The 25,388-nt window shown below is 58.0% G+C and carries 22 protein-coding genes; 9 read left to right on the forward strand and 13 right to left on the reverse strand.

Translation table 11 applies throughout. The features are described from left to right. Positions 1 to 11: 11 nt before the first annotated feature. Complete coding sequence (locus tag AC6I7J_RS12960; protein ID WP_498005875.1) at positions 12 to 767, forward strand: phosphatase PAP2 family protein; 756 nt, start codon at positions 12 to 14, stop codon at positions 765 to 767. Beyond that, complete coding sequence (ybjG, locus tag AC6I7J_RS12965; RefSeq protein ID WP_021508389.1) at positions 754 to 1,359, forward strand: undecaprenyl-diphosphate phosphatase; 606 nt, start codon at positions 754 to 756, stop codon at positions 1,357 to 1,359. Before AC6I7J_RS12960 ends, ybjG begins: the two co-directional genes overlap by 14 nt. 48 nt (positions 1,360 to 1,407) lie before the next feature. On the opposite strand, the gene AC6I7J_RS12970 is transcribed toward ybjG, so the two are convergent. After that, a complete protein-coding gene (locus AC6I7J_RS12970) occupies positions 1,408 to 2,613 on the reverse strand; it encodes a serine hydrolase (RefSeq protein WP_058780826.1) in 1,206 nt (401 codons plus the stop codon). 274 nt (positions 2,614 to 2,887) lie between these two features. On the opposite strand from AC6I7J_RS12970, the gene AC6I7J_RS12975 reads away from it, so the two are divergent. Beyond that, positions 2,888 to 3,544, forward strand: a complete 657-nt coding sequence (locus AC6I7J_RS12975) for an HAD family hydrolase (RefSeq protein WP_021508391.1) — start codon at positions 2,888 to 2,890, stop codon at positions 3,542 to 3,544. Here the strand turns inward: AC6I7J_RS12975 and AC6I7J_RS12980 are convergent, their stop codons facing one another. Further along, positions 3,545 to 4,678, reverse strand: coding sequence for a PQQ-dependent sugar dehydrogenase (locus AC6I7J_RS12980; protein ID WP_498005878.1), 1,134 nt, complete (start codon positions 4,676 to 4,678; stop codon positions 3,545 to 3,547). It lies immediately after the preceding gene. A gap of 113 nt (positions 4,679 to 4,791) precedes the next feature. Further along, positions 4,792 to 5,427 carry a carbonic anhydrase gene (locus tag AC6I7J_RS12985; protein WP_021508393.1) on the reverse strand — a complete coding sequence of 212 codons (636 nt, stop codon included), beginning with the start codon at positions 5,425 to 5,427 and terminating at the stop codon, positions 4,792 to 4,794. A 307-nt stretch (positions 5,428 to 5,734) separates the two neighbouring features. Here AC6I7J_RS12985 and rimO point away from each other — a divergent pair, with 307 nt between their 5' ends. Further along, complete coding sequence (gene rimO, locus AC6I7J_RS12990; protein ID WP_021508396.1) at positions 5,735 to 7,060, forward strand: 30S ribosomal protein S12 methylthiotransferase RimO; 1,326 nt, start codon at positions 5,735 to 5,737, stop codon at positions 7,058 to 7,060. Here rimO and AC6I7J_RS12995 read toward each other — a convergent pair. After that, entirely contained in the window at positions 7,057 to 7,506 is a 450-nt protein-coding gene (locus AC6I7J_RS12995; RefSeq protein WP_058775349.1) for a DUF4385 domain-containing protein, read from the reverse strand. The genes rimO and AC6I7J_RS12995 overlap by 4 nt on opposite strands. Positions 7,507 to 7,622: 116 nt before the next feature. Here AC6I7J_RS12995 and AC6I7J_RS13000 point away from each other — a divergent pair, with 116 nt between their 5' ends. Beyond that, entirely contained in the window at positions 7,623 to 9,290 is a 1,668-nt protein-coding gene (locus AC6I7J_RS13000) for a methyl-accepting chemotaxis protein (protein ID WP_498005880.1), read from the forward strand. A 127-nt stretch (positions 9,291 to 9,417) separates the two neighbouring features. On the opposite strand, the gene gsiD is transcribed toward AC6I7J_RS13000, so the two are convergent. From gsiD to AC6I7J_RS13025, 5 genes are all read right to left on the reverse strand, one after another. Then, a complete protein-coding gene (gene gsiD, locus AC6I7J_RS13005; protein ID WP_058757796.1) occupies positions 9,418 to 10,323 on the reverse strand; it encodes a glutathione ABC transporter permease GsiD in 906 nt (301 codons plus the stop codon). A 10-nt stretch (positions 10,324 to 10,333) separates the two neighbouring features. After that, on the reverse strand, positions 10,334 to 11,254 hold the full coding sequence (gene gsiC / locus AC6I7J_RS13010; RefSeq protein ID WP_021508400.1) for a glutathione ABC transporter permease GsiC: 921 nt from the start codon (positions 11,252 to 11,254) through the stop codon (positions 10,334 to 10,336). Between the two features lie 49 nt (positions 11,255 to 11,303). After that, complete coding sequence (gene gsiB / locus AC6I7J_RS13015) at positions 11,304 to 12,839, reverse strand: glutathione ABC transporter substrate-binding protein GsiB (RefSeq protein ID WP_021508401.1); 1,536 nt, start codon at positions 12,837 to 12,839, stop codon at positions 11,304 to 11,306. 64 nt (positions 12,840 to 12,903) lie between these two features. Continuing rightward, positions 12,904 to 14,760: a glutathione ABC transporter ATP-binding protein GsiA gene (gene gsiA, locus AC6I7J_RS13020; protein ID WP_215480153.1), complete on the reverse strand. Its 1,857-nt coding sequence runs from the start codon at positions 14,758 to 14,760 to the stop codon at positions 12,904 to 12,906. 9 nt (positions 14,761 to 14,769) lie between these two features. Further along, positions 14,770 to 15,729: an isoaspartyl peptidase/L-asparaginase family protein gene (locus AC6I7J_RS13025; protein ID WP_021508403.1), complete on the reverse strand. Its 960-nt coding sequence runs from the start codon at positions 15,727 to 15,729 to the stop codon at positions 14,770 to 14,772. Positions 15,730 to 16,050: 321 nt separating this feature from the next. On the opposite strand from AC6I7J_RS13025, the gene AC6I7J_RS13030 reads away from it, so the two are divergent. The 4 genes from AC6I7J_RS13030 to moeB all read left to right on the forward strand — a co-directional run bounded on the left by AC6I7J_RS13030 (position 16,051) and on the right by moeB (position 19,355). Then, positions 16,051 to 16,884 (forward strand): RNase A-like domain-containing protein, encoded by an 834-nt coding sequence (locus AC6I7J_RS13030; protein ID WP_498005883.1) that lies wholly within the window; start codon positions 16,051 to 16,053, stop codon positions 16,882 to 16,884. Beyond that, positions 16,884 to 17,189: a contact-dependent growth inhibition system immunity protein gene (locus tag AC6I7J_RS13035; RefSeq protein ID WP_021508405.1), complete on the forward strand. Its 306-nt coding sequence runs from the start codon at positions 16,884 to 16,886 to the stop codon at positions 17,187 to 17,189. The genes AC6I7J_RS13030 and AC6I7J_RS13035 overlap by 1 nt, the downstream gene beginning before the upstream one ends. Before the next feature lie 169 nt (positions 17,190 to 17,358). After that, positions 17,359 to 18,594, forward strand: coding sequence for a molybdopterin molybdotransferase MoeA (gene moeA, locus AC6I7J_RS13040; protein ID WP_275044606.1), 1,236 nt, complete (start codon positions 17,359 to 17,361; stop codon positions 18,592 to 18,594). Further along, a complete protein-coding gene (moeB, locus tag AC6I7J_RS13045) occupies positions 18,594 to 19,355 on the forward strand; it encodes a molybdopterin-synthase adenylyltransferase MoeB (protein WP_159378328.1) in 762 nt (253 codons plus the stop codon). The genes moeA and moeB overlap by 1 nt, the downstream gene beginning before the upstream one ends. A 100-nt stretch (positions 19,356 to 19,455) precedes the next feature. Here moeB and AC6I7J_RS13050 read toward each other — a convergent pair whose 3' ends face one another. The 4 genes from AC6I7J_RS13050 to AC6I7J_RS13065 form a co-directional block, all read right to left on the reverse strand. Beyond that, on the reverse strand, positions 19,456 to 21,048 hold the full coding sequence (locus AC6I7J_RS13050) for an ABC-F family ATPase (protein WP_031279866.1): 1,593 nt from the start codon (positions 21,046 to 21,048) through the stop codon (positions 19,456 to 19,458). A gap of 258 nt (positions 21,049 to 21,306) precedes the next feature. After that, the gene (locus tag AC6I7J_RS13055; RefSeq protein WP_021508409.1) at positions 21,307 to 21,708 is read right to left on the reverse strand and encodes an H-NS family histone-like protein; all 402 of its coding nucleotides are present in this window, start codon (positions 21,706 to 21,708) and stop codon (positions 21,307 to 21,309) included. A gap of 428 nt (positions 21,709 to 22,136) precedes the next feature. Next, complete coding sequence (locus AC6I7J_RS13060; RefSeq protein ID WP_481657734.1) at positions 22,137 to 23,615, reverse strand: sugar porter family MFS transporter; 1,479 nt, start codon at positions 23,613 to 23,615, stop codon at positions 22,137 to 22,139. Between the two features lie 243 nt (positions 23,616 to 23,858). Further along, positions 23,859 to 25,388: an efflux transporter outer membrane subunit gene (locus AC6I7J_RS13065; protein WP_021508411.1), complete on the reverse strand. Its 1,530-nt coding sequence runs from the start codon at positions 25,386 to 25,388 to the stop codon at positions 23,859 to 23,861.

A 25,388-nucleotide genomic window follows, 5' to 3' on the forward strand; every position in this document is an offset into this window, starting at 1 on the left:
TGCAAATATTCATGCAACTTTCATCAAAGTTAAACACTCCAACAACCCGCAGTGAGATTCGGAGCGCGGCTATTTATTCTCTGTCCGCGCGCTTCTACGCTATCAACCTTATTTTGCTGGCAATTCTGGCGCTGGCGTTTCTGTGGTGGTCGCGTAACGAAAGCCTCGACATCGCCATCAGCCAGCGCTGGTTTGATCCGCTCACCCGGCGTTTTCCGTGGCAGCACAACCGCTGGCTGGATCTGATCAACCATCGGCTGATGAAGGATGTGATTATCGCTGGCGCGGTGCTGCTATTACTGCGCGGCCTGCAACAGCGTGACGCCCGGCGTGTGCTGGTGGTCCTGCTGTTTGGTATGGGGCCGCTGGTGGTGGGCATGCTGAAGGCGCACAGCGCGCACTCCTGTCCGTGGGATCTGGCGCTGTTCGGCGGCAATGCCGCGAGCTTTCCGCTGCTGGCGGCGGTGCCGGCTAACAGTGGCCCCGGCCAGTGCTTTCCGGGCGGCCATGCTTCCAGCGGCTTTGCGTTGATGGCGCTGTTTTTTTTGTGGTGGCCGGAGCGTCCACGCCGCGCGCTGCTGGCGCTGGCAGTGGGAATCGCCTGTGGCCTGCTGATGGGCTATGGCCAGGTGATGCGTGGTGCGCACTTTTTCTCCCACAATTTGTGGGCGGGCTGGTGGGTGTGGCTCAGCCAGCTGCTGATTTTTGCCGCAATTTCTTTTTGGGTAAACAAGACGAGGACGAGGAAACGTGATGGAAGCGCTTAACCACACCCTCTTTTTATGGATTAACGCCACGCCGGATTCACCCGCGTGGCTGCTCAGCCTGGCGACCTTTATCGCCAAAGATGTGATTGCGATTGTACCGTTGCTGATTGTCGCCCTGTGGCTATGGGGACCGCGCGATCAGCTGCAGTCGCAGCGCGCGCTGGTGCTGAAAACCGGCATGGCGCTGATTTATGCGCTGAGCATCTCCTGGTGCGTGGGCCAGCTGCTGCCACACCCGCGCCCGTTCGCCATTGGCTTTGGTCACCAGTTCCTGTCACACGCTGCTGATGACTCCTATCCCAGCGATCACGGCACCACGATTTTTACCTTCGCGCTGGCGTTTATTTTCTGGCACCGTCTGTGGTCCGGGGTGGTTTTGCTGGCGATTGGCAGCGCTATTGCCTGGTCACGCGTGTATCTCGGCGTGCACTGGCCGCTGGATATGCTGGGCGGTTTTCTGGTGGGGTTGCTTGGCTGTCTGGCTTCGCATCTGGCGTGGCAGCTGTACGGTCAGCGCATGCTGGCGCTGACGCATCAACTCTACCGCGCCCTGTTCGCGATGCCGATTAAAAAAGGCTGGGTGCGCGGATAAACTCAGCCGGCAGGCGGGTTAGCCACGGGCTGACCCGCCGTCCTGAGATTAACTGAACCACTTACCAAACCAGCCGTTGAATTTCATCATAATGAAATCCCAGATGCGGCCAATAAAGCCGGCTTCTGGTACATCCTCCATCGCCACCAGCGGACGCTGCTCAATGGTTTTGCCATCCAGCTGGAAATCGATAGTGCCCACTACCTGATTCTTTTTCAGCGGCGCTTCCAGCTGCGGTGTGTTGAGGGTAAAGCTGGCCTTGAGATTTTTCATCTGCCCTTTCGGGATAGTGATCGCCGCATCCTTCGCCACGCCGAGGTTGACCTGGCTGTTTTCGCCAAACCACACGCGCTGCTGGGCAAACGGTTTATCCGCTTTAATCGGCGTAACGGTTTCATAGAAACGGAAGCCCCACGTCAGCAGCTTTTCACTCTCGCGAAAGCGAATGGCATCGGTCTGCGCGCCCAGTACCACCGAAATCAGGCGCATATCGCCATCGACCGCTGAAGCAACCAGATTGTTGCCCGCCCCTGAGGTATGCCCGGTTTTGATGCCGTCAACCTTAAGGTTGCTACTCCACAGCAGGCGGTTGCGGTTCATCTGTTTGATATTATTAAAGGTAAATTCTTTTTCGCTGTTCAGCGCATACTCTTCCGGCACATCACCAATCAGGCGCTGGCCGATGATCGCCATGTCGCGTGCGGTGCTGTACTGGCCTTCGGCGTCCAGACCGTGCACCGTCATGAAGTGGGTGTTTTGCAGGCCAAAGGCTTTAACGTAATTGTTCATCAGGCCGATGAAGGCATCCTGACTGCCGGCGACATAATCCGCCAGCGCGATACAGGCATCATTCCCTGACTGAATCACCACGCCCTTATTCAGTTCCGAGACCGGGATGCGATCGCCCGGCTTGAGGAACATCAGCGACGATCCGCGCAGTTTCGGATTGCCGGTGGCCCACGCGTCCTGGCCGATAGTGACCATATCGTTGTTAGTAATTTTGCCGGATTTCAGCGCCTGACCCACTACATAGCTGGTCATCATTTTAGTCAGACTGGCGGGATCGAGACGCTGATCGGCATTGGACTCCGCCAGCACTTTGCCGCTGCTGTAGTCCATCAGAATCCACGCTTTGGCCTCAATCTGCGGTGGCGGAGGTGCCTGCTCGGCCTGAGTGGTGACGGGAACGAAAAGCAATAATAATGAAGTGGCCGCCACTGGCCGCCAGACCGAAGTCAGGGAAGTTTTTCTCATGAGCGTGACCCAATTGTCCTTGTAAAATCACGGATTTGTGCAGGTAAGACATGTCTTACCAAACGCTAACGGTTCACGCCGGTGAAAAAAACCGCCAAACCGTAAAGTTTTTTAGAGTTTGTTAGAGTAACCCTGGCATTAAGGCCGCTGCGCTGCCAGTGCGCGGGCGTCAGGGCAGAGGAAAAATTGCGAGAAATTCCGAATTTTCGCAGAACAGTTAAGCCAGTCACAAAATTCCGCTAACCTGATGCCAGTCAGCCCGAGGAGAATCATGATGGACTTAGCCGTTTTCGATCTGGATGAAACCCTGATTTGTGAAGACAGCACCAGCCTCTGGCTGCGCTGGCTGGTTTCGCAGGGGTTTGCACCGGAAGAGATCATTCGTCAGGAGCAGGCGCTGATGGCGCAATACCACGCCGGCAGCCTGTCGATTGAAGAGTACATGCGCACCACGCTCTCACCGCTCACCGGTATGGCGACCCTCACCGTCGCAGGCTGGGTGCGGCGCTTTATTCATCGCGATATCCTGCCGCGCGTCTTTCCCGCCGCGCGCGAACGCATTCAGTGGCATCAGCAGCGTGGCGACACGGTAATGATTATTACCGCCAGCGGCGATCACCTCGCCGTGCCGATTGCGGAACGGCTGGGCGTACACGGCGCGCTGGCGATTGGCGTGGAAGTGGTCGATGAACGCTACAGCGGTGAGATTTACGGCACCGCCACTTACCGTGAAGGCAAAGTTTCACGACTCAGCGACTGGCGAGCGCTGCAGCAGGATCGACGCTTTGAGCGCACCTGGGCGTACAGCGATTCGATGAACGATCTGCCGCTGCTGTCGCATGCCGATCATGCATGGGTGATTAACCCGGACGCACTGCTGCAGCAGGAAGCGCAGCAGCGCGGCTGGCAGGTGTGTAACTGGGTGCGCTGATTAACCGCGCGCGGCGCTGGCGGCATCCGCCAGCCCGACTTTCAGCAGCTTGCCATTGGCCTCATCGGTCAGCACATACAGATAACCATCCGGTCCCTGACGAACATCGCGGATACGATCGCCACGATCGCCCAGCAGCCGCTGCGCCTCTTCAACCTTCTCGCCGTTAACCCGCAGTCGGATCAGACTTTTATCTTTCAGCGCACCGATAAACAGCGAGTTTTTCCACTGGGGAAAGCGCGCGCTATTGTAAAACGCCATGCCGCTGATCGCCGGCGATTGCTGCCAGTAAAACAGCGGCTGCTCAGTGCCGGCAACGGCGCTGCCCTGCGCTTCCGGCACTTTCTGCCCGCTGTAATCAATGCCGTATGTCGCCAGCGGCCAGCCATAATTTTTGCCCTTTGCCGCCAGGTTCACCTCATCGCCGCCGCGCGGGCCGTGTTCACTCTCCCACATCTGCTGCGTCCACGGATTAAGCGCCAGCCCCTGCGGGTTGCGTACGCCGTAAGACCAGATCTCCGCGCGTGCGCCCTGACGATGGTTAAACGGATTATCCGCCGGCACCTTGCCGTCCTGCGTCAGACGGACAATCTTGCCCGACAGTTTGTCCAGCTGCTGCGCGCTACGGCTGGCAAAGTTATCGCCGAACGCGATGTACAGATAACCCTGGCGATCAAACGCCAGCCGCGTGCCGATGTTAGCACCGCCTGAGAGTTTCGGCGTTTGCTCCAGCACCACCTTAAAATCCTGCAGCTGACGGAGATCTGCGCTGAGCGTGCCGTAACCCACTACGCCGCCCGCGCGGCCGGTGTCATCGGCGGTGGTATAACTGAGCCACACCCGACGGCTTTGCGCGAAGTCCGGCGCCAGCACCACATCCAGCAGACCGCCCTGGCGCCTGGCCCACACGTTGGGTACGCCGCTAATCGGCTGCGATAGCCCCCGGCCCGGCTGCCAGCTGCGCAGCTGTCCGGAACGTTCGGTAATCAGCAGGGTTTGCTGGTCGGGCAGAAACGCCACCGACCACGGATGATCGAGCTTGTCCTGTAACACCTGCACCTGGACATCAGCCGCCAGCGCGGTAAAGGAACCGCTGAGCGCGCCAGCCAGCAGCGCAACACGCCATAAACGCATGGGATTCTCCTTTTCACAGTCTGCCGTTAAGGGTAGTCAGCCAGTAAAAAAGGATGTGCAGGATTTACAAAACATTAAGCCCGGCGCAGTGGCCGGGCTTGTAGCAGGCAGGATTATTCGAAGCAGGTTTCCGGGTTTTCTGACAGTGAAATGAAGGATTCACCGCCTTTGGTCAGGGCAATAATGCCGCCGCTTTCAATATCATAAACCCAGCCGTGCAGGCGCAGCTTGCCTTTACGCAGCGCGACCGAAACGGAAGGATGCGTTTTGATATTGTTGAGCTGGGCAATCACGTTCTCTTTCACCATTTCGTTGAGGCGTTTCTCAACCGATTCGTAGTTGCGCTCTTCCACCACCGCTTTTGCTGCATTGGCGTAGTGCAGCCAGTGGTCAACCGCCGGCATGCTCTCGAGATCGGCGTTGGACGCAATCGCGTTCATCGCACCGCAGTTGGAGTGACCACAAATGATAATTTCGGTTACGCCCAGCGCGACCACCGCATACTCGATGGTTGCTGACACGCCACCCGGCTCCGGACCAAACGGCGGGACGATATTACCGGCGTTACGGATCACAAACAGCTGGCCCGGCTCCGACTGTGTCACCAGCTCTGGCACCAGACGGCTATCCGAACAGGAGATGAATAAAGCTTTAGGATTCTGGTTGGACGCCAGACTCTTGAAAAGATCCTTCCTTTCAGGAAACACATTCTGTTGAAAATTCAGAAAACCTTTGACGATCTCTTGCATTTGTCTGCTCTCACATTATCCACTTCAGCCCCGGCAGAGAAAAACTCACCGCTGGCGCGCTTTAAAATTCTGTAATGTCGATAATAACTTACAATTACCAACCCGATATTTAAGCAAAATCGACCCGCTTGCACAACCCGGATGTCCGCCACCCAGTGACTATTGAGCGTGGGTTACCCTCAGCAAGCATAGCGTTAACATCAATTTTTGCCGCCAATCAGATTCTCACGCAACCTATACATTTTCCCCGTCAACCTCTGTACAATCGCGCTCCTGTCCACCTTAATTATGATGAATTTTTATCCTTATGAGCCATGTCAAAAATCCGCCGCGTGTAGGCTTCGTCTCTCTCGGCTGCCCAAAAAACCTCGTTGACTCTGAACGCATCCTGACGGAGCTGCGGACAGAAGGCTACGACGTGGTGCCACGCTACGATGATGCGGAGATCGTCATCGTTAACACCTGTGGATTTATTGACAGTGCCGTACAGGAATCACTGGAAGCGATTGGTGAAGCGCTGAACGAAAACGGCAAAGTGATCGTCACCGGCTGCCTCGGCGCCAAAGTGGATCAGATTCGCGAAGTGCATCCGAAAGTGCTGGAGATCACCGGCCCGCACAGCTACGAGCAGGTGCTGTCGCACGTGCACACTTACGTGCCAAAACCCGAGCACAACCCGTTCCTCAGCCTGGTGCCGGAACAAGGCGTGAAACTGACGCCGCGCCACTACGCTTACCTGAAAATTTCCGAAGGCTGTAACCATCGCTGCACTTTCTGCATCATCCCGTCAATGCGTGGCGATCTGGACAGCCGTCCGATTGGCGCGGTACTTGATGAAGCTAAACGTCTGGTGGAAGCCGGCGTAAAAGAGCTGCTGGTGATCTCGCAGGACACCTCCGCGTACGGCGTCGATGTTAAACACCGCACCGGTTTCTGGAACGGTTCGCCGGTGAAAACCAGCATGGTCAGCCTGTGTGAGCAGCTGGCGAAACTCGGCGTCTGGGTGCGTCTGCACTACGTTTATCCGTATCCGCACGTGGATGACGTGATCCCGCTGATGGCCGAAGGCAAAATCCTGCCTTACCTCGATATTCCACTGCAGCACGCCAGTCCGCGCATCCTGAAGCTGATGAAGCGTCCGGGCGCGGTTGAGCGCACGCTGGAGCGCATCAAACGCTGGCGTGAAATCTGTCCGGAGCTGACGCTGCGTTCCACCTTCATTGTGGGTTTCCCGGGCGAAACCGAAGAAGATTTCCAGATGCTGCTCGACTTCCTGCGTGAAGCGCGCCTCGATCGCGTTGGCTGCTTCCAGTACAGCCCGGTTGAAGGCGCCACGGCTAACCAGCTGCCGGATCAGGTACCGGACGACGTCAAGCAGGCGCGTTTTGATCGCTTCATGCAGCTGCAGCAGCAGATCTCCGCAGAGCGTCTGCAGGAGAAAATCGGTCGCGAGATTCTGGTGATCATCGATGAAGTGGACGAAGAAGGCGCGGTCGGCCGCAGCATGGCCGACGCCCCGGAAATCGACGGTGCGGTGTACCTGAATGGCGATCGCCAGGTGAAGGTCGGCGAGGTGGTGCGGGTCAAAGTCGAACACGCCGACGAATACGACCTGTGGGGCACGCGCGTTTAACCGTACTTTTGCTGGTGCGCTTTTTTGCGCGCCAGATAATCGTTATCGGCGCGCAGCCGGTCCCAGCATGCTTTGAATACGGCCGCCGCAGCGGCCTTTTCTTTCTCTACCGTACGCGGCAGCTCTTTGCCGTCGGCATCGTATTTCCGTCCGCCCTGATGATTGCTGTAGCGGCGCGCGCGGGTGTAGCCCATCTGAATAAATTTGCGCGCCATATCCATACCGACAAAATCATCCTGCGCGCGATACGCCTCGAACAGCTGCATGATTTTTTCTGATGACTGCTGCGCCAGCTCGACGGTGCGAAAGCGCCAGTGCGGCAGAATTTCGCTTTTATAAGGTTCCACCATCAGCACCCCCTGCTCGCCGCGCCCGACCTGATACAGCTCCGGATGCTGACGGAAGTCGAGCTGTTTAAAATCCTGCTGGTAATTGAAGGGTTTCATCCCCAGGCCTCCTGTCCGTAACCATTACTGCGGTGAATTATTTCGCTGCTGCACTTTAGTGATGCTTTTTTCCACCGATAACATAACTACCGGCTCATTTGCTAAGAGATGCTCACATGTTCAACAAGATGAAAATTGTGACCGCCATTGTGGTTATTCTGGTGGTATTCACAGCCATGCAGGCCATATCCGGCTCGCTCTTTTTCTCCTCGCTGCGCGCGGGACAACATAATTTCACCGCCAGCAATCAGTTGTCTCATCAGCAGCGCGAGCTGGGCGACGGCTGGCAAACGCTGGTGAAAACCCGCGTCACCATCAACCGCGTGGCGATCCGTATTCTGAAAAATCAGACCGACGAGCAGTCGCTGGCGGCGATCAACAAGCTGCTGCTGGCAGCCGGTGCCTCGCTGGAAGCGGCGCAGCAGCACTTCAATCAGTATAGAAGCTATCCGCGCATCGACGGCCAGAGTGCGTCGACCGCCGATCTGATTGACAATAAATTCAAAGCGTTTGCCGCGCTGCTGCAGCAGTCCACCGTGTTTCTGAAAGCCAATAACTACGCGGCCTACGGCAATCTCGATGCGCAGCAGGCGCAGGATGAACTGGAACAGGCTTATCAGCAGTGGCGCGATGAAAACATGCAGCTGATCAATCAGCGCAGCCTGCAAAATGACAGCAACTATAAGCAGGTGCTAATCATGATTGCCGTCATCGCGCTGGTGGTGGTGCTGATGGTGGCGGCGGTATGGACGCTGGTACGCCGCGTGCTGCTGGCACCGATGCAGCAGGTGCAGCAGCAGATCGAGCGATTTGCCGAAGGCGATTTGTCAGCCAGCCTGCAGGTGGCAGGCCGCAGTGAAATGGCGGCCATTGCCGCCAGCCTGAATCATATGCAGCAGGCGCTGCTTGGTACCATTAATAACGTGCGCGACAGCGCGGATGCCATTTTTGGCAGCGCCAGCGCCATCGCCAACGGTAATAACGATCTCTCGGCGCGGACCGAACAGCAGGCTGCCTCACTGGAAGAGACCGCCGCCAGTATGGAACAACTGACCGCGACCGTGAAGCAGAATGCTGACAACGCGCGTCAGGCTACGCAGCTGGCGAAAACCGCGTCGGATACCGCCGATAAAGGCGGTAACGTGGTGGAAGGCGTGGTGAAAACCATGCGCGACATTGCGGACAGCTCGAAGAAAATCGCCGACATTACCAGCGTCATCGACGGTATCGCTTTCCAGACCAACATTCTGGCGCTTAACGCCGCGGTAGAAGCGGCGCGTGCCGGTGAGCAGGGGCGCGGCTTTGCGGTGGTAGCGGGCGAAGTGCGCAACCTGGCCCAGCGCAGCGCGCAGGCGGCGAAAGAGATCAAACTGCTGATTGAAAACTCCGTGCAGCGCGTGGACCTCGGTTCGCAGCAGGTCAGCAGCGCTGGCGATACCATGCAGGAGATTGTCAGCGCGGTGACGCGCGTCACCGATATCATGGGCGAGATTGCCTCGGCCTCCGATGAGCAGAGCCGCGGTATCGACCAGATTGGCCAGGCGGTGAATGAGATGGATCGCGTGACGCAGCAGAACGCCACGCTGGTGCAGGAATCGGCCAGCGCCTCGGCATCGCTGGAGCAGCAGGCCAGCCGGCTGTCATCAGCGGTGGCACGGTTCAACACTGGCGCACGCCCGACCGCTGCGGTAACCGAGCGGGTGGTGAAACCGGTGCTGCCCGCCCCGACCCGCGCCCTGCCCGCGGCGGTGAGCCACGGTAACGATAACTGGGAAACGTTTTGATGCGCTGAAGTGTTAATAAAATCAATGACCTGAATAAGGGTCATGCGCCAGGCATTGCACTTATCGTAGCGGCGCAATTTATTGCGCGATGAATCGCACCGCTACAACTGCAATGCGGTGTTCACCCTCAGCTCTTCAGTTTCGGGTCCAGCGCGTCGCGCAGACCGTCGCCCAGCAGGTTGAACGCCAGCACGGTGAGAAAAATCGCCAGGCTGGGGAAGATCGCCACGTGCGGTGCAATCACCATATCGGCGCGCGCTTCGTTGAGCATCGCGCCCCACTCCGGCGTCGGCGGCTGTGCGCCCAGGCCGAGAAAGGACAGGCTGGCGGCGGTGATGATCGAAGTACCGATACGCATGGTGAAATAGACCACAATCGACGACACCGTACCGGGCAAAATGTGACGCATGATAATAGTCCAGTCGGAGGCACCAATACTGCGCGCCGACTCGATATAGGTCTGATGTTTCAGCACCAGCGTATTGCCACGCACCAGACGGGCAAATGCCGGAATACTGAAAATCGCCACTGCCACAATCACGTTGCTCATGCCGCTGCCCATGATCGCCACCACCGCGATCGCCAGCAGGATGCCGGGAAACGCAAACAACACATCGCAGATGCGCATGGTGATGCGATCCCACCAGCCTTCGTAATAGCCCGCCAGCAGCCCCAGCACGGTGCCGATCACCGTGCCAATCGCCACCGAGAAGAAGCCGGCGATCAGCGAAATGCGCGTCCCGACCAGCACCCGGCTAAAGATATCGCGCCCAAGGGAATCGACGCCAAACAGATGCATCCACGACGGACCTTCGTTGAGCCGGTCGTAGTCAAAATAGTTTTCGGCATCAAACGGGGCGATCCACGGGGCGATAAACGCCACCACAATCAGCAGCAGCACAAATGCGCCCGCCAGCAGCGCCACATGCTGACGGCGAAAGCGCCGCCAGAATTCACGCCACGGCGTGCGAACCCGGTTTTCCGTCATCAGCGGCAGGGATTTCAGTGCCGCCTCGCGTCGCCAGTTCTTCAATTGCGACTCCTTACCTGTAGCGAATAGCCGGGTTGATCGCCGCGTAAAGCATATCGACGATCAGGTTAATCAGAATGAACTCCAGCGAGAACAGCAGCACCTCGGCCTGAATCACCGGGTAATCGCGCATCTCCACCGAATCCACCAGCAGACGGCCCAGTCCGGGCCAGTTAAACACCACTTCCACCACAATCGAGCCACCGAGCAGAAAGCCGAACTGCAGCCCCATCATGGTGACCACCGGAATCATGGCATTGCGCAGCCCGTGTTTGACCACCACCAGCGATTCGCGCACCCCTTTGGCCCGCGCGGTGCGCATATAATCTTCCTGCATCACCTCAACGAACGAAGCGCGGGTAAAGCGCGCCATCACCGCGGCCACGGCGGCACCGAGCGTAATCGACGGCAGAATGTAGTGCTGCCAGCTGTCGGCGCCCACCGTTGGCAACCAGCCGAGCTCGACCGAAAAGACCTGCATCAGCAGCATACCCAGCGCAAACGCCGGAAAGGAGATGCCGGAAACCGCCAGCGTCATGCCGATGCGGTCCGGCCAGCGATTGCGCCATACCGCCGAAACGATGCCGATCGCCATGCCAAACACCACCGCCCACACCATGCTGCTCAGCGTCAGCCACAGAGTAGGAAAAAAGCGCGCGGCAATTTCGGCAGAGACCGGCCGCTTTGACACCATCGACTGACCAAAATCACCCTGCAAAGCATTGAGGATAAAGTGCCAGAACTGCTGAATCAGCGGCTGATCGAGTCCCAGCTCCTGACGCACCAGCGCCACCACTGAGGCATCCGCTTCCGGTCCGGCAATCAGGCGCGCCGGGTCTCCCGGCAGCAGATGCACGAACAGGAACACCAGCACTGCGACAATCAGCAGCGTGGGAATCAGCCCGAGCAGGCGTTTAAGAAAATAGTTGAGCATGCGAAATCCCGCGCAGCATCGGCCAGCCCCGTAAGGCTGGCCGCGTCTGTTACTTCAGATCCGCCTCATCAAAATTGAATGAGGTATCGGGCATGACGTAAAAACCGGTCAGGTTTTTATTGTTCGCAGACAGCAGCTGCTCCACCACCAGCGGAATCCACGGGTGATCGTTCCAGATGCGGTCCTGCGCGTCTTTATACAGTCTGGCTTTCTGGTCGCGATCGGTGGTCTTCAGCGCATCCGCCAGGTCTTTATCCACCTGCGGGTTGCTGTAGAACGCGGTGTTGAAGATCGCCGGTGGCCACGAGCTGGTGGCGAACAGCGGCGTCAGCGCCCAGTCGGCTTCGCCGGTGGAGGCTGACCAGCCGGTGTAGAACATGCGCACCCCGCTCTCTTTCTGCCCTTTACTCTCTACTTCCGCCGCGCGCTGGCCGGCATCCATCGCCGTGACTTTTACCTTCACGCCTACCTGCGCCAGCTGCTGCTGGGTGAACTGCAGCACTTTCTGCGCGGTGCTGTGGTTATGCGATGACCACAGCGTGGTTTCAAAACCATTCGGGTAGCCCGCTTCCTTCAGCAACTCGCGCGCTTTGGCCGGATCGTATTTGATGGCCGGATAGCTCTGGGCAAAATCAATGCGCGGCGGCACGATGCCGGTGGCTGGCGTGGCGTAACCGGCAAAGGCCACTTTCGCCAGCGCCTGGCGATTGATGGCGTACTCCAGCGCTTCACGCACTTTCGGGTTATCGAACGGCTTTTGCGTCACGTTGAGGCTGATGTAACGCTGCATGATCGATGGTGTGGTCACCACATCCAGCTTGCTATTGCCCTGCAACAGTTTGGCCTGCTCTAACGGCACCGGGAAGGCAAAGCTGGCCTCGCCGGTTTGCAGCATCGCCGCGCGGGTGTTGTTATCCACCACCGGACGCCAGGTAATGCTGTCGAGTTTTGGATAGCCCGGTTTCCAGTAGCCCGACCACTTTTTCACTTTGACAAAATCGGTCTGGTTCCAGGTGTCAAAGGTATAAGGTCCGGTGCCTACCGGATGGAAACCGATGTCCTTGCCATATTTTTTCAGCGCGGTTGGCGAGATCATCACCGCAGCCGGGTGTGCCAGATTGTTGATAAACGCTGAGAACGGCTGCTTCAGGGTAATTTTCACCGTGGACGGATCGACTACTTCGGTGGTGGCGACATATTTAAACAGGTTATAGCGCTTGAGATGATTTTCCGGATTGCTGGCGCGGTCGAGGTTGACCTTCACCGCTTCGGCATTGAAATCCGTGCCATCCTGGAATTTCACACCCGGACGCAGCTTGATGGTGTAAGTCAAACCATCGCTGCTGGCCTGGTAGCTGTCCGCCAGCACGTTGACCAGCTTCATGTCTTTATCGAAGCCGAACAGGCCCTGATAGAAAGACTTGGCCACCGCCTGCGACAGCGTGTCGTTGGCGTCGTACGGATCCAGCGTGGTGAAGGTCGACGCCACGGCAATCACCGCATCTTTGGCCGCCCAGGCGGGCAGCGCCAGCGCCGAACTCAACAACCCGGCAGTGATAACCCCTTTTCGCATGATATGGTGCATCGTTATCGTTCTCCTGTAGTCCCTGTCTTGCGCGCCCTGCGCGGAGGGCGCGGTTGGTTGCTGCTCAGGCGCCGCTAATGGCATGGCGGGCGACAAAATGGCCCGGTGCCACTTCCAGTAACGGTGCCACTTCCGGCTCATCACCCAGCGGGCGAATCGGGCTGGGGATCTCATCCACCATCAGCGCCCGCTCGCGGTGCCGATGCGCCGGATCAGCCACCGGCACCGCGGCCATCAGTTTTCTGGTATAAGGATGGCGCGGCTGTTCGAACACCGCCTGACGCGGTCCCATCTCCACAATCTGTCCGAGATACATCACCGCCACGCGATGGCTGATGCGCTCCACCACCGCCATGTCGTGCGAAATAAACAGGAAGGCGATGCCAAATTCACGCTGTAAATCCAGCATCAGATTGATGATCTGCGCCTGAATCGACACATCCAGCGCGGAGACGGATTCGTCGGCGATCACCACTTTAGGATTGAGCGCCAGCGCGCGTGCGATGCAGATACGCTGGCGCTGACCGCCAGAAAATTCGTGCGGGTAGCGCTGCGCGTGTTCGGGTAGCAGACCAACGCGTTCCAGCAGCCAGGCGACGCGTTTCTCTGCCTGCGCGCGCCCCATGCTGCGATGCACCAGCAGCGGCTCCATAATTGAAAAGCCGACGGTAAGGCGCGGATCGAGCGACGCATACGGATCCTGAAAGATAAACTGAATATCGCGGCGCAGCGTGGCCAGCGCCCTGCCCTGCAGTGCATCAATGCGCTGGCCGTCAAAGGTGATGCTGCCGCCCTGGCTGGCGACCAGCCGCAGCAGCGAGCGTCCGGTGGTGGATTTGCCGCAGCCGGACTCGCCCACCAGCGCGAGGGTTTCGCCTGCATAAAGATCGAAACTGACTTTTTCCACCGCGTGGACGCGACGCTTAACCCGATTGAGCAGCCCGCCGCGAATATCAAAGCGCGTAACCAGATCGCGCACCTGTAAAATCGGCGGACGATCGTGACGCACGGTATCCTGCGGCGTGCTGGCTTCTTCGCGGCCGTTGGTATGCAGCAGCGGAAACTTCGCCGGCAGCGGCTGGCCACTCATCGCCCCGAGCTTTGGCACGGCCGCCAGCAGCGCGCGGGTATACGGCTGCTGCGGCGCATCGAACAACTGCTGCACCGGCGCGCGCTCAACCACATCGCCGCGATACATCACCTGCACGCGATCGGCCATCTCCGCCACCACGCCCATATCGTGCGTGATAAAGATGACGCCCATCTGCATCTCTTTTTGCAGCACGCGAATCAGCTGCAGAATCTGCGCCTGGATGGTGACGTCCAGCGCGGTGGTCGGCTCATCGGCAATCAGCAGCGCCGGCTTGCACGACAGCGCCATGGCGATCATCACGCGCTGGCGCATACCGCCAGAGAGCTGATGCGGATAGCGCGACAGCACATTGTGCGCTTCCGGAATGCGCACCAGGTCCAGCATGCGTCGCGCTTCGGCCTGCGCCTGCTGGTTACTTTTCCCCTGATGCAAACGAATAGATTCGGCGATCTGTTCACCGACGGTGAATACCGGGTTGAGCGACGTCATCGGCTCCTGAAAGATCATCGCCATGTCCGCACCGCGCACCCGGCGCATCTGGCTGGCGGACGCCCGCATCACATCCAGCACCTCGCCGTTGCGCCGTCGCAGCAGGATTTCACCGCTGACCGCGCCGCCGGCCTGTGCAATCAGACGCATCAGCGCCAGCGACGTCACCGATTTGCCCGAGCCCGATTCGCCCACCAGCGCCAGCGTTTCTCCGCGGTGCAGATCGAGCGAAAGCTGCCGCACGGCGTCCGTCACGCGCCCTTCATGCTCAAAGCGCACACAGAGATCGCGTACCGCCAGCACCTGCTGCGGCGCAAACTGCTGCTGTAGATCCGTCATGCCTGCTCCTTAGCTGTCGCGGTAAATCGCTACCTCAACCTCGCCGCCCACATAAGCGAATCCGCGGTACATGCCTTCGCTGTTAAACGGCAGCGCCACGTTGCCGTGGGCATCAACGGCTATCAGCCCGCCGCTACCCTCCAGCTCCTGCACTTTGTCATGAATCACGCTGGCGGTGGCCTGTTGCAGCGAACGACCGCCATATTCCATCTGCGCTGAGACATCGTAAGCCGCCAGCGTACGAATAAACACTTCGCCGGTACCGGTACAGGAGACTGCCACGGTGGCGTTGTTGGCATAGCAGCCGGCGCCCGCCAGCGGTGAATCGCCGACGCGGCCCGCCTGCTTGTTGGTCATGCCGCCGGTCGAGGTGGCGGCCGCCAGATTACCCTGCAAATCGAGCGCCACCGCGCCCACGGTGCCAAATTTGCGATCCGGGTCCAGCGGATCGCTCTCCTGCGCCGCGCCATCATGATCCAGCAGCATTTGTTCGCTGCCCAGCGCGCGCTGCAGCTGCTCCCAGCGTTCTGGCGTCGAGAAGAAATCAGGCTCGACCGGCGTCAGCCCCTGTTGCGCGGCAAAGGCTTCCGCCCCGCTGCCAATAAAGAGCACGTGCGGACTGGCTTCCAGCACTTTACGCGCGGCAAGAATCGGATTGCGGATACGGCTGACGCCAGCGACGGCGCCGATATCCAGCGTACGGCCATCCATCAGGCTGGCATCCAGTTCATGGGTGCCCTGATGGGTGAACACGGCCCCTCTGCCGGCATTGAACAGCGGGCACTCTTCCAGCAGCCGCACCGCTTCGGTCACGGCATCCAGCGCGCTACCGCCGCTGGCCAGAATCTGCTGGCCGGCGCTGACAATCGCGGCCAGTTGCTGACGATAGTGCTGCTCTTTTTCGGCGCTCATTGCCGCACGCGTAATCGCGCCGGCGCCGCCGTGAATTGCGATAACTGCTTTAGCCATAACCGTTACCCTGTCAAGGAATCAGAGCCAAAAACACTGATTTAGAATGGTTTTCATCTTTTTTTGGCAATTTTCGACTATAGAAAGCCCCTCCCTGCTTGTAAAGCAGAAAGTGTATCAGCGGTCATAACCTTTTAATGTGGATTATGCTTTTTTGTGAATTAAGGGAGAGAACGCACCAGCTTTAATATTATGGCTGGCGCGCTTACGTCTGGCACCGGCAAGGCAGTGAACAACCTCTTCGCCCTTACTTTTTGTGTGGCTTCAGTGCCGGTTAAAAATCGGGTAAGTTAAAGGCCCATTCATGAAAAGGAATATTCAGTGGAAGATGAAAAAGGGCTAAGGATTGCACTCTCCCCGGTGCAGCTGGCAGCCGTCCTTTCAGATCGCAGCGTCAGCGAGGGTGAAACGACCAGCAACCGCATTTTCGGAGGGCTCGGGCTCGCTGGCGGAGTGATTGAGCTTTTTGGTGCTGGCGCACTGTGCGTCGTGCCTGAGCCCACCATGCTGACCAAAGCTGGCTGCGTCTTTGTCGGCACTCACAGTCTCGACACGCTTCAGGCCAGCCTGCGCCAGGTATGGACTGGCAGACAGGTCGCTACCGACACGTTTAATTCGGCCGTGGCACTCGCAGAATCGCTCGGCGCTGACCGTCAGACCGCCATGAATGTCGGCCTGACGGTAGATATCGCCATTCCGATGGCATTTGCCTTTGCAGCCGGAGCAGAGCGCGTCATCGCGGTGCGTGCCGGGCGGGTCAAAATCGCCGAGCATGAGTCGCTCTCAGGGCGAGCACCCGGTGGGCACACGATTGAGCGACATATCGGCAAAACGCCGGATGAGCTGCGGGAGAGGCTTCGTAACCGGCCTCGTCTCGATGAAGCCAGTAGCTTTAAGTCTCTGAGCGAGGCGGAAGCACTGATCAGTAAGGTGCTGGCAGATAATAAGCATCAAATTCAGATGTGGGTGAAAAATATCCCTCCAGGCTTGCAAGCCCGTATGCGCCTGAGTCGGCGTTTTTCACATCCGGTTTGTATAGTCGTGAGTAAAGGGCGTGAAGAGGTTGAGACCTGCTACGCCGTTCGCGTCATACTGGATTTTAAGCCCTACAACGGCAAACCTTACTTTATCATTACCGCTTTCCCGGAGTTATGATGGACCGTATCAGTATCAGTGAACTGGATAATTTTATTGGCATCTGGTTTGGGCAGGATTATGACCTGTTTGAACCGGGTGATGAGATCGAGCCCAAAATCGAGGCGTATATCAGAGAAGCGCATAAAGGAAACCTGCACGCCATGCTGGCAGACATCGAGCTGTTTCTGGCAGAGTGCGATGATGTCGAATCTGATTTCCGTGACCGCTATAAAAGAGAGTTTGTTCCGGCCAACTGGGATACCACTGCGGGCGCGTTTCTGTCACTGGTGCATAAGAAAGTATCTGCCGCACTCACATCATAACGTCAGCACGGTTGTTAACATGATACTCACTTTCAGTCTGAACAAAGCATGTTCGCCGGCGGATTCGTCACCGCGCACTAATTTCCATTCCCTTTGATCTCGCATGTGACTCAGCCGACAACAGCCACCATAATAGGCAGCATTCGCCTTTAACCCGACAGAGATGGACATGGAACCTTTTACCGCCGGACTGATTTCCCTTGAAGACGCGCAGCAGAAAATGCTGCAGCAGTTGCAACCGATTAGCGATTGCCTGAGTGTCGCGCTGGCCGATGCCGCCGGGCGCATTACCGCGAAGCCGGTGATTTCGCCGCTGGACGTGCCGCCGTTCGATAACTCCGCGATGGACGGCTACGCGCTGCGCCTGAGCGACCTGTCCGCTGACCGCGTGCTGCCGGTAGCGGGCAAAGCGTTTGCCGGCGCCCCGTTTAATGGCGAGTGGCCAGCCGGCAGCGTGATTCGCATCATGACCGGCGCACCAGTCCCGGCCGGCTGCGACGCCGTGGTGATGCAGGAGCAAACCGAACCGCGTGACGGCGGCATTGTTATCACCGCGCCAGTGCGTGCCGGGCAAAATATTCGCCGCATCGGGGAGGATATTCAGGCCGGTAAGCAGGTACTGGATGCCGGCGTGCGGCTCGGTGCGGCAGAGCTGCCGCTGCTGGCGTCGCTGGGTATTGCGGAGGTCAGCGTGCTGCGTAAGCTGCGCGTGGCCATTTTCTCCACCGGTGACGAACTGCAGGCGGTGGGCCAGCCGCTGGCTGAGGGCCAGATTTATGACACCAACCGCTTCACCGTGGCGCTGATGCTGCGCAAACTTGGCTGCGAGGTGATCGACCTTGGCGTGATCGCTGATGATCCCGCGAAGCTGCGCCAGGCCTTCAGCGAAGCCGATCGCCAGGCCGATGTGGTGATCAGCACCGGCGGCGTGTCAGTGGGCGAGGCGGATTTCACCAAAGCGATGCTCGAAGAGCTGGGCGCGATTACCTTCTGGAAGCTGGCAATCAAGCCCGGCAAGCCGTTTGCCTTTGGCCGTCTGGCCAACAGCTGGTTCTGCGGGTTGCCGGGCAATCCGGTGTCGGCGGCCGTAACCTTCTATCAGCTGGTGCAGCCGCTGCTGGCCACGCTGACCGGCCAGACCACGCGCATCATGCCGCTGCGCCAGCGCGCGCGCGCAACGCAGCGTCTGAAGAAAGCGCCGGGCCGGCTCGATTTTCAGCGCGGCATCCTCAGTCGCGGCGATGATGGCGTACTGGAAGTGCGCAGCACCGGTGCGCAGGGCTCGCATGTGTTCAGTTCCTTTGCGCTGGCCGACTGCTTTATTGTGCTGGAGCGCGATCGCGGTGACGTTGAGCCGGGCGAATGGGTTGATGTCGAGGCCTTCAACAGCCTGCTGGAGGGCTAATGCACACAGAGCTGAGCGATGAAGAGATGCTGCGCTACAACCGGCAGATTGTGCTGCGCGGCTTCGATTTCGACGGCCAGGAACGGCTAAAAGCCTCACGGGTGCTTATCGTTGGCCTGGGCGGACTGGGCTGTGCCGCCGCGCCCTATCTTGCCGCCGCCGGCGTCGGTCATCTGACGCTGCTGGATTTCGATCGCGTCAGCCTGAGTAATCTGCAGCGCCAGATTCTGCATAGCGATGAGCGCATCGGCATGGCAAAAGTCGCCTCGGCCCGTCAACAGCTGGCGGCGCTCAATCCACACTGCACGCTGGAGCCGATCGATGCGCAGCTGGATGAAGCCGCGCTCGGCGAACTGATCGCGCGTCACGATGCGGTGCTGGACTGCAGCGACAATGTCACCACGCGCGAACAGGTGAACCGCGGATGTTTTCAGCATCGGGTGCCGCTGATCTCCGGCGCCGCCATTCGTATGGAAGGCCAGCTCAGCGTATTTACCTGGCAGCCCGGCGAGCCCTGCTATCGCTGCATCAGCCGCCTGTTCGGCGAGCAGACGCTGAGCTGTGTCGAAGCCGGCGTAATGGCTCCGCTTGTCGGCGTGGTAGGTGCGATGCAGGCGATGGAAACGCTGAAGGTGCTGAGCGCCTTTGGCCAGCCGGCCAGCGCGCGACTGCTGATGTACGATGCGATGAGCGCCGAGTTTCGCAGCCTGAAAGTGGCGCAGGATGCGCAGTGTGAAGTGTGTGGCCAGCGTGAGGAATAACGTCAGGGCGTGACATAAGCGTCAGGTATTGCTGAGCGGCGCAATTTATCAGGCGATAAGTTGCGCCGCTGATGAGGGCGGCTGCTAAACGGCTACGCCGTTAGACGATGCCCTGGCTGCGCAGGTAATCTTCGTAGTTGCCGGTGAAGTCAACGATGCGATCGCCTTTCATCTCGATGACGCGCGTCGCCAGCGAGCTGACGAACTCACGGTCGTGCGAGACGAAAATCAGCGTGCCTTCGTACATCTCCAGCGCCATGTTCAGTGACTCGATCGACTCCATATCCAGGTGGTTGGTCGGTTCGTCCATCACCAGGATGTTTGGCTTCTGCATCATCAGCTTGCCAAACAGCATGCGGCCCTTCTCACCACCGGACAGCACTTTTGCTGGCTTCTTGATGTCGTCGTGGCTGAACAGCAGACGACCAAGAATACTGCGCACCGCCTGCTCGTCGTCGCCTTCCTGCTTCCACTGGCTCATCCAGTCGAACACGCTCAGGTCGTCAGCAAAATCTTCGGCGTGATCCTGCGCGTAGTAACCAATGCGCGCATTCTCCGACCATTTCACCGTGCCGCTATCCGGCTGCAGTTCGCCAACCAGTGTTTTCAGCAGCGTGGATTTACCAATACCGTTGGCGCCGAGGATGGCCAGTTTCTCACCCACTTCCAGCAGCAGGTTAAGATTTTTAAACAGCGGGCCGTTATCAAATCCTTTGGTCAGCGCTTCCACTTCCAGCGCATTACGGAACAGCTTTTTATCCTGCTCGAAACGAATATAAGGGTTCTGACGGCTGGAGGCTTTTACCTCATCCAGTTTGATTTTATCAATCTGCTTCGCGCGCGAGGTGGCCTGACGCGATTTTGAGGCGTTGGCGCTAAAGCGGCTAACGAAGGATTGCAGATCGGCAATTTGTGCTTTCTTCTTGGCGTTATCCGCTAATAAACGCTCGCGCGCCTGGGTCGCCGCCGTCATATATTCGTCATAATTGCCGGGATAAACGCGCAGCTCACCGTAATCCAGATCCGCCATGTGCGTACACACCATATTCAGGAAGTGACGGTCATGCGAAATGATGATCATGGTACTGTCACGTTCGTTAAGCACCTGCTCCAGCCAGCGAATGGTGTCAATATCCAGGTTGTTGGTCGGTTCGTCGAGTAACAAAATATCCGGGTTAGCAAATAATGCCTGCGCCAGCAGCACACGCAATTTCCAGCCTGGGGCAATTTCACTCATCGGACCGTAATGCTGCTCCACCGGAATGCCCACGCCGAGTAATAATTCTCCGGCGCGTGATTCGGCACTGTAACCGTCCATTTCACCGTAGGCGACCTCAAGGTCGGCGACTTTATAGCCTTCCTCTTCGCTCATTTCCGGCAATGCATATATGCGATCGCGCTCCTGCTTCACCGCCCACAATTCCTGGTGCCCCATAATCACGGTATCCAGCACGCTATATTGCTCGAAAGCAAACTGATCCTGGCGAAGCTTACCGATGCGCTCATTAGGGTCGAGGGAAACATTTCCGTTAGTCGGAACCAGGTCGCCGCCCAGTATTTTCATGAAGGTCGATTTACCGCTGCCGTTCGCACCGATTAAACCGTAACGATTACCGCCGCCAAATTTAACGGAGATATTCTCAAACAGTGGCTTACTGCCGAACTGCATAGTGATATTGCTGGAAACTAACACGGCATTGACCTTTGTTACGCAGTGGAGGAAAAAACAGCGGGCATTATGCCAGAAGCGGCCTGGATGAGCTACCTCTGCACCCGGATACGCAGAGGCAAGGCGGAGAACACCTTGTTGCCAGAGGTAAAATAATTGCGACCGTGCCGGACAGGTTATCCACGGCGCGGGAAGTGAACCGCCGCCCGTGCCCGGAGCGAGGCCAATAAAAAAGCCGGAGACGCTGACGCCTCCGGCTCCCGCTTACAAGGATTGTGCAGATTATTTGATCAGGAAGCTGTCGAGGCTTTTACCTGCATCCAGCGCTTTTTTAATCGCAGCTGGGGTACGGCCCTGACCGGTCCATGATTTCTCTTCACCGTTTTCGTCGGTGTAAGAATATTTCGCCGGACGCGGCGCACGCTTGGCGCGTTTTTTACCGGTTTCCAGTGCACCCAGTAATTCGTTCGGGTCGATACCGTCTGCCAGCAGCATTTCACGGTATTTAGACAGCTTCTCTTCTTTTTCGCGATTCTGCGCTTCTTCCGCTTCAACTTCGTCGCGGCGCTCAGTCACCACGACGGTTAATTTTTCCAGAATTTCTTCCAGATCGCTCAGTGGCAGTTCACGAGCCTGTGCACGTAATGTGCGAATGTTGTTCAGAACTTTAAATGCGTCACTCATCACAATGTCCTTGCTTAAGGGGGTTAAATAAACTGTAGTGGCAAGATTACCCAATTCAAATAAAAAAATAAATTAATTTTGCAGACCGGATTAATCCGAATGGATTAGCATATTCCTGGCAGGCGCGTTTAAACCCAATGTGCGGCGTGAATTAACGGTGAATTAACATCAGCGGTTCAGTACCACCGGCTGGAACTGGAATCGATTTCATTGCTTATTCACGCGTAGGAAACAAGCGTTTAGCGCTTATTGTGCGCTGAGGCAGTAGTCAGCATAAAGGTAAAAAAACATTAATAGTGTAAGTAAAATCCTTTTTAACGCGGATGGCATTGGCGTCACAGATGCGAGCAATATCTCATTTTGCCATTAAATAAATAAAAAAAGGCCGGTTGTTAACCGGCCATCATGCAAAAATCGTATGTCTGTGGTTATCCGCTTTTCTTCACTGCCGGTCGCAATAGCTGGGGCGCCGGCGCATCAGACAGCCGGTCGTGCAAATAATGTTCAATCTGCTCCAGCGAACGATGGCGTGTTTCCGGTACCCAGCGAATAACAAAAATCGCGCCGCCTATGCCAATCAGCGCGAAAATAAAGAACGCGCCGGATAAGCCAACCGACGCCAGCAGAACCGGGAACAGCAGAGAAATAAGAAAATTGGCGATCCACAACGCAAATACCGCGCCGCCCATAAAAATACCGCGTAACCGTGTGGGGAAAATTTCTGACAGCAGCAGCCAGGTGACCGGCGATAACGCGCCCTGCTGGAAACTCAGAAACATCAGCATACCCAGCAGCACCATATAACTGCGCAAGATATCCGGCTGACCGTTAACTGTTTCCGGCATCAGGTAACTGACGGTGCCAATAAACACCAGACAGGCGGTACAACCAAACTGACCTATCATCGTCATGGTGCGGCGACCGATGCGCCCCAGCAGCCAGATCCCCACAAAGGTCATTAATACCGATACCGCGCCATTGGCAATGGTGGCAAACAGCGCAGCGTCATTGCTCATCCCCACCGCTTTCAGCATGGTCGGCGCGTAGTACATGATAGTATTCACGCCGGTCAGTTGCTGGATGGCGGCAATACCGATACCGATCAGGAACAGTTTGATCAGCCACGGCTGGCGCAGTTCCCGCAGACGCGGACGCTGCTGTTGCTCGTCCGACAGCGTCTCTTCGATCTCCATCATCTCCCACTCAACGTCTTCGCGCGCGCGGGTGCGTTCCAGCACCTCGCGCGCCTCAGCGAGACGGCCTTTCATGGCATACCAGCGCGGCGTGTCCGGCATAAACATCATCCCGAACCACAGCAGCACCGCCGGCAGCGTGGCGACCGCCAGCATCCAGCGCCAGGTCGTGTCGCCCCCCCAGGCTGCGTTGAAGCCGGCGTTCGACATATAGGCCAGCATCTGGCCGGAAACGATCATCAGCTCCTGCATGGTCACCAGCTGACCCCGTTTGTTGGCCGGTGCCATTTCGGCGATATACACCGGTACGGTGGCGGACGCACCGCCCACCGCCACGCCAAGGACCAGGCGGAAGAAAATCATCCAGCTGACATCGGGTGCCAGTGCGGTACCCAGCGCGCCGAGTGCAAAAATAATCGCCAGTACCAGAATAATTTTTCTCCGCCCGACCGCGGCGGCAAAGTGACCGGAAGCCAGTGCGCCAAACGCCGCGCCGAACAGCAGGCTGCTGGTCACCAGCCCGGTGGTAAATGGGGTGAGATGCAGATCGTCGCCCATAAATAACAGTGCGCCAGAGATCACGCCGGTATCGTAGCCAAACAGCAAACCACCGAGGGTGGCAATCAGCGCAATGACCTTCACAAAAGGCTCGGTGCGCGTGCTGCTGTTTGGCCCTGATGCCGGATTGGGCGTCATCCAGGTTTCGCGGGACATAACCAACTCCTTTCCTGAGATAAGAAGCCTTAAAATAGATTATTCCCACCACAATAAATAAATATGAAATTTAAATTTTGCGCCACGGGTCATTACCTTTGCCTTTAATTGAGATAATGATCACACAACCTGATTCAGTACACAGAAAATGCAGTGCAAATTTTGCACAACAAACAGAAGGGAGAATATTTATTTCACGGAAGGCGCTGACCGCACGCAGTGAATGCGGTCAGCGATGGCAGATTAATTGACTGCGGTGGCCGGACCAAAGACGTCATAGTCCGGCAGCGTCACCTGCTGATACGGCTCCCAGCCGCCGCCCAGCGCTTTATACAGCGCTACCAGGTCCAGTGCGCTTTGCATGCGCGCCTGGGTGGATTGCGCCTGCGACTGCGCCAGCTGGCGCTGGGCATCCAGCACCTCAAGGAAGGTGGAGATGCCCTGTTTGTAACTGTCACTGGCGAGGTCAAAGGCGCGCTGCAGTGCGCCAGTGGTCTCATCCAGCGCGGTAACCTGTTGCTGATCGGCGCGGTAGCTGACCAGCGCATTTTCCACATCCTGCAGCGCCGTCAATACCGTCTGGCGATAATCGAGCGCCGCGCTCGCCTGCTGCGCGCGCGCCAGTTTCACACTGGAAACCAGACGTCCGCCCTGAAAAATCGGGATCGACAGCGCCGGGCCGACGCTGAAGAAGTGGCTGCTCCAGTCGTCAAGGTAGCTGGCATCGGTGTTGCGCACCCCCAGCTGCCCGGTGAGCGACAGGCTGGGGAACAGGTTCGCGACCGATACGCCGATATTGGCGGTCTGTGCATGCAGATTCGCTTCAGCCTGGCGGATGTCCGGACGACGACGCGCCAGCGTCGATGGAATGCCCACCGCCACCAGCTTCGGCAACGCCGGCAGCGCTTTGCTGCTCATCAGTTCGTTATCCAGCGCGCCCGGCGTTTTGCCCAGCAGCACTGCCAGCCCGTTCATCGCCTGACGTTCCTGGGCCTGATACTGCGGCAGCTGCGCGTTAAGGGAGGCCAGCTGCGCACGGGCATTCTCAACGTCGGTGAGCGGCGCCAGACCGTTACGCTGCTGGCTCTGCGTCAGCTCCCAGGTTTGCTGCGCCACGTTAATCTGCTGTTGCAGCGTCGCCAGCACCGCCTGCGCGCCGCGCAGCTGCAGATACGCGCGCGCGACCTCGGCTTCCAGCGACACCAGCGCATCGTTACGCTGCTCGATCGCCGCCTGCTGCTGCGCGTCCGCCATCTCCATCTGGCGTCGTACTTTGCCCCATAAATCCAGTTCCCAGCTGGCGTCAAAGCTGCCCTGATACAGCGTGACCGAATGGGTCAGACCGTTGAGCTGATCCGCCACGTCATCATCCACCTGATCGTACACCCCGTTGGATTTCAGCATGCCTTTCAGGCCGAGCTGCTGACGCGTCACTTTGGCCGAGCCGTTAAGCGACGGGAACAGCCCGCCACGTGCCTGCGCCAGCTGTTCGCGCGCACCGGCGATGCGAAGCACCGATTGTTGCAGCGTCAGGTTGCCGGCGATGGCGCGCTCAATCAGGCTATCGAGCTGCGGGTCGTTAAAGCTTTTCCACCATGAAGGATTGGTCGCGGACGCCAGCGGTTTTGAAGCTTCCTGAGAGGGCAAATCACGGTAGCTACCGGGCGTGTGCGCCTGCGGCGGCTGATAATCGGGCCCGACGGCACAACCCGCCAGCAGCATGGACAGCGCCAGCAGCGTCAGCGACGGCGTAACGCGCGAAGAGGTGATCAT

Source organism: Type-C symbiont of Plautia stali, from assembly GCF_059730935.1.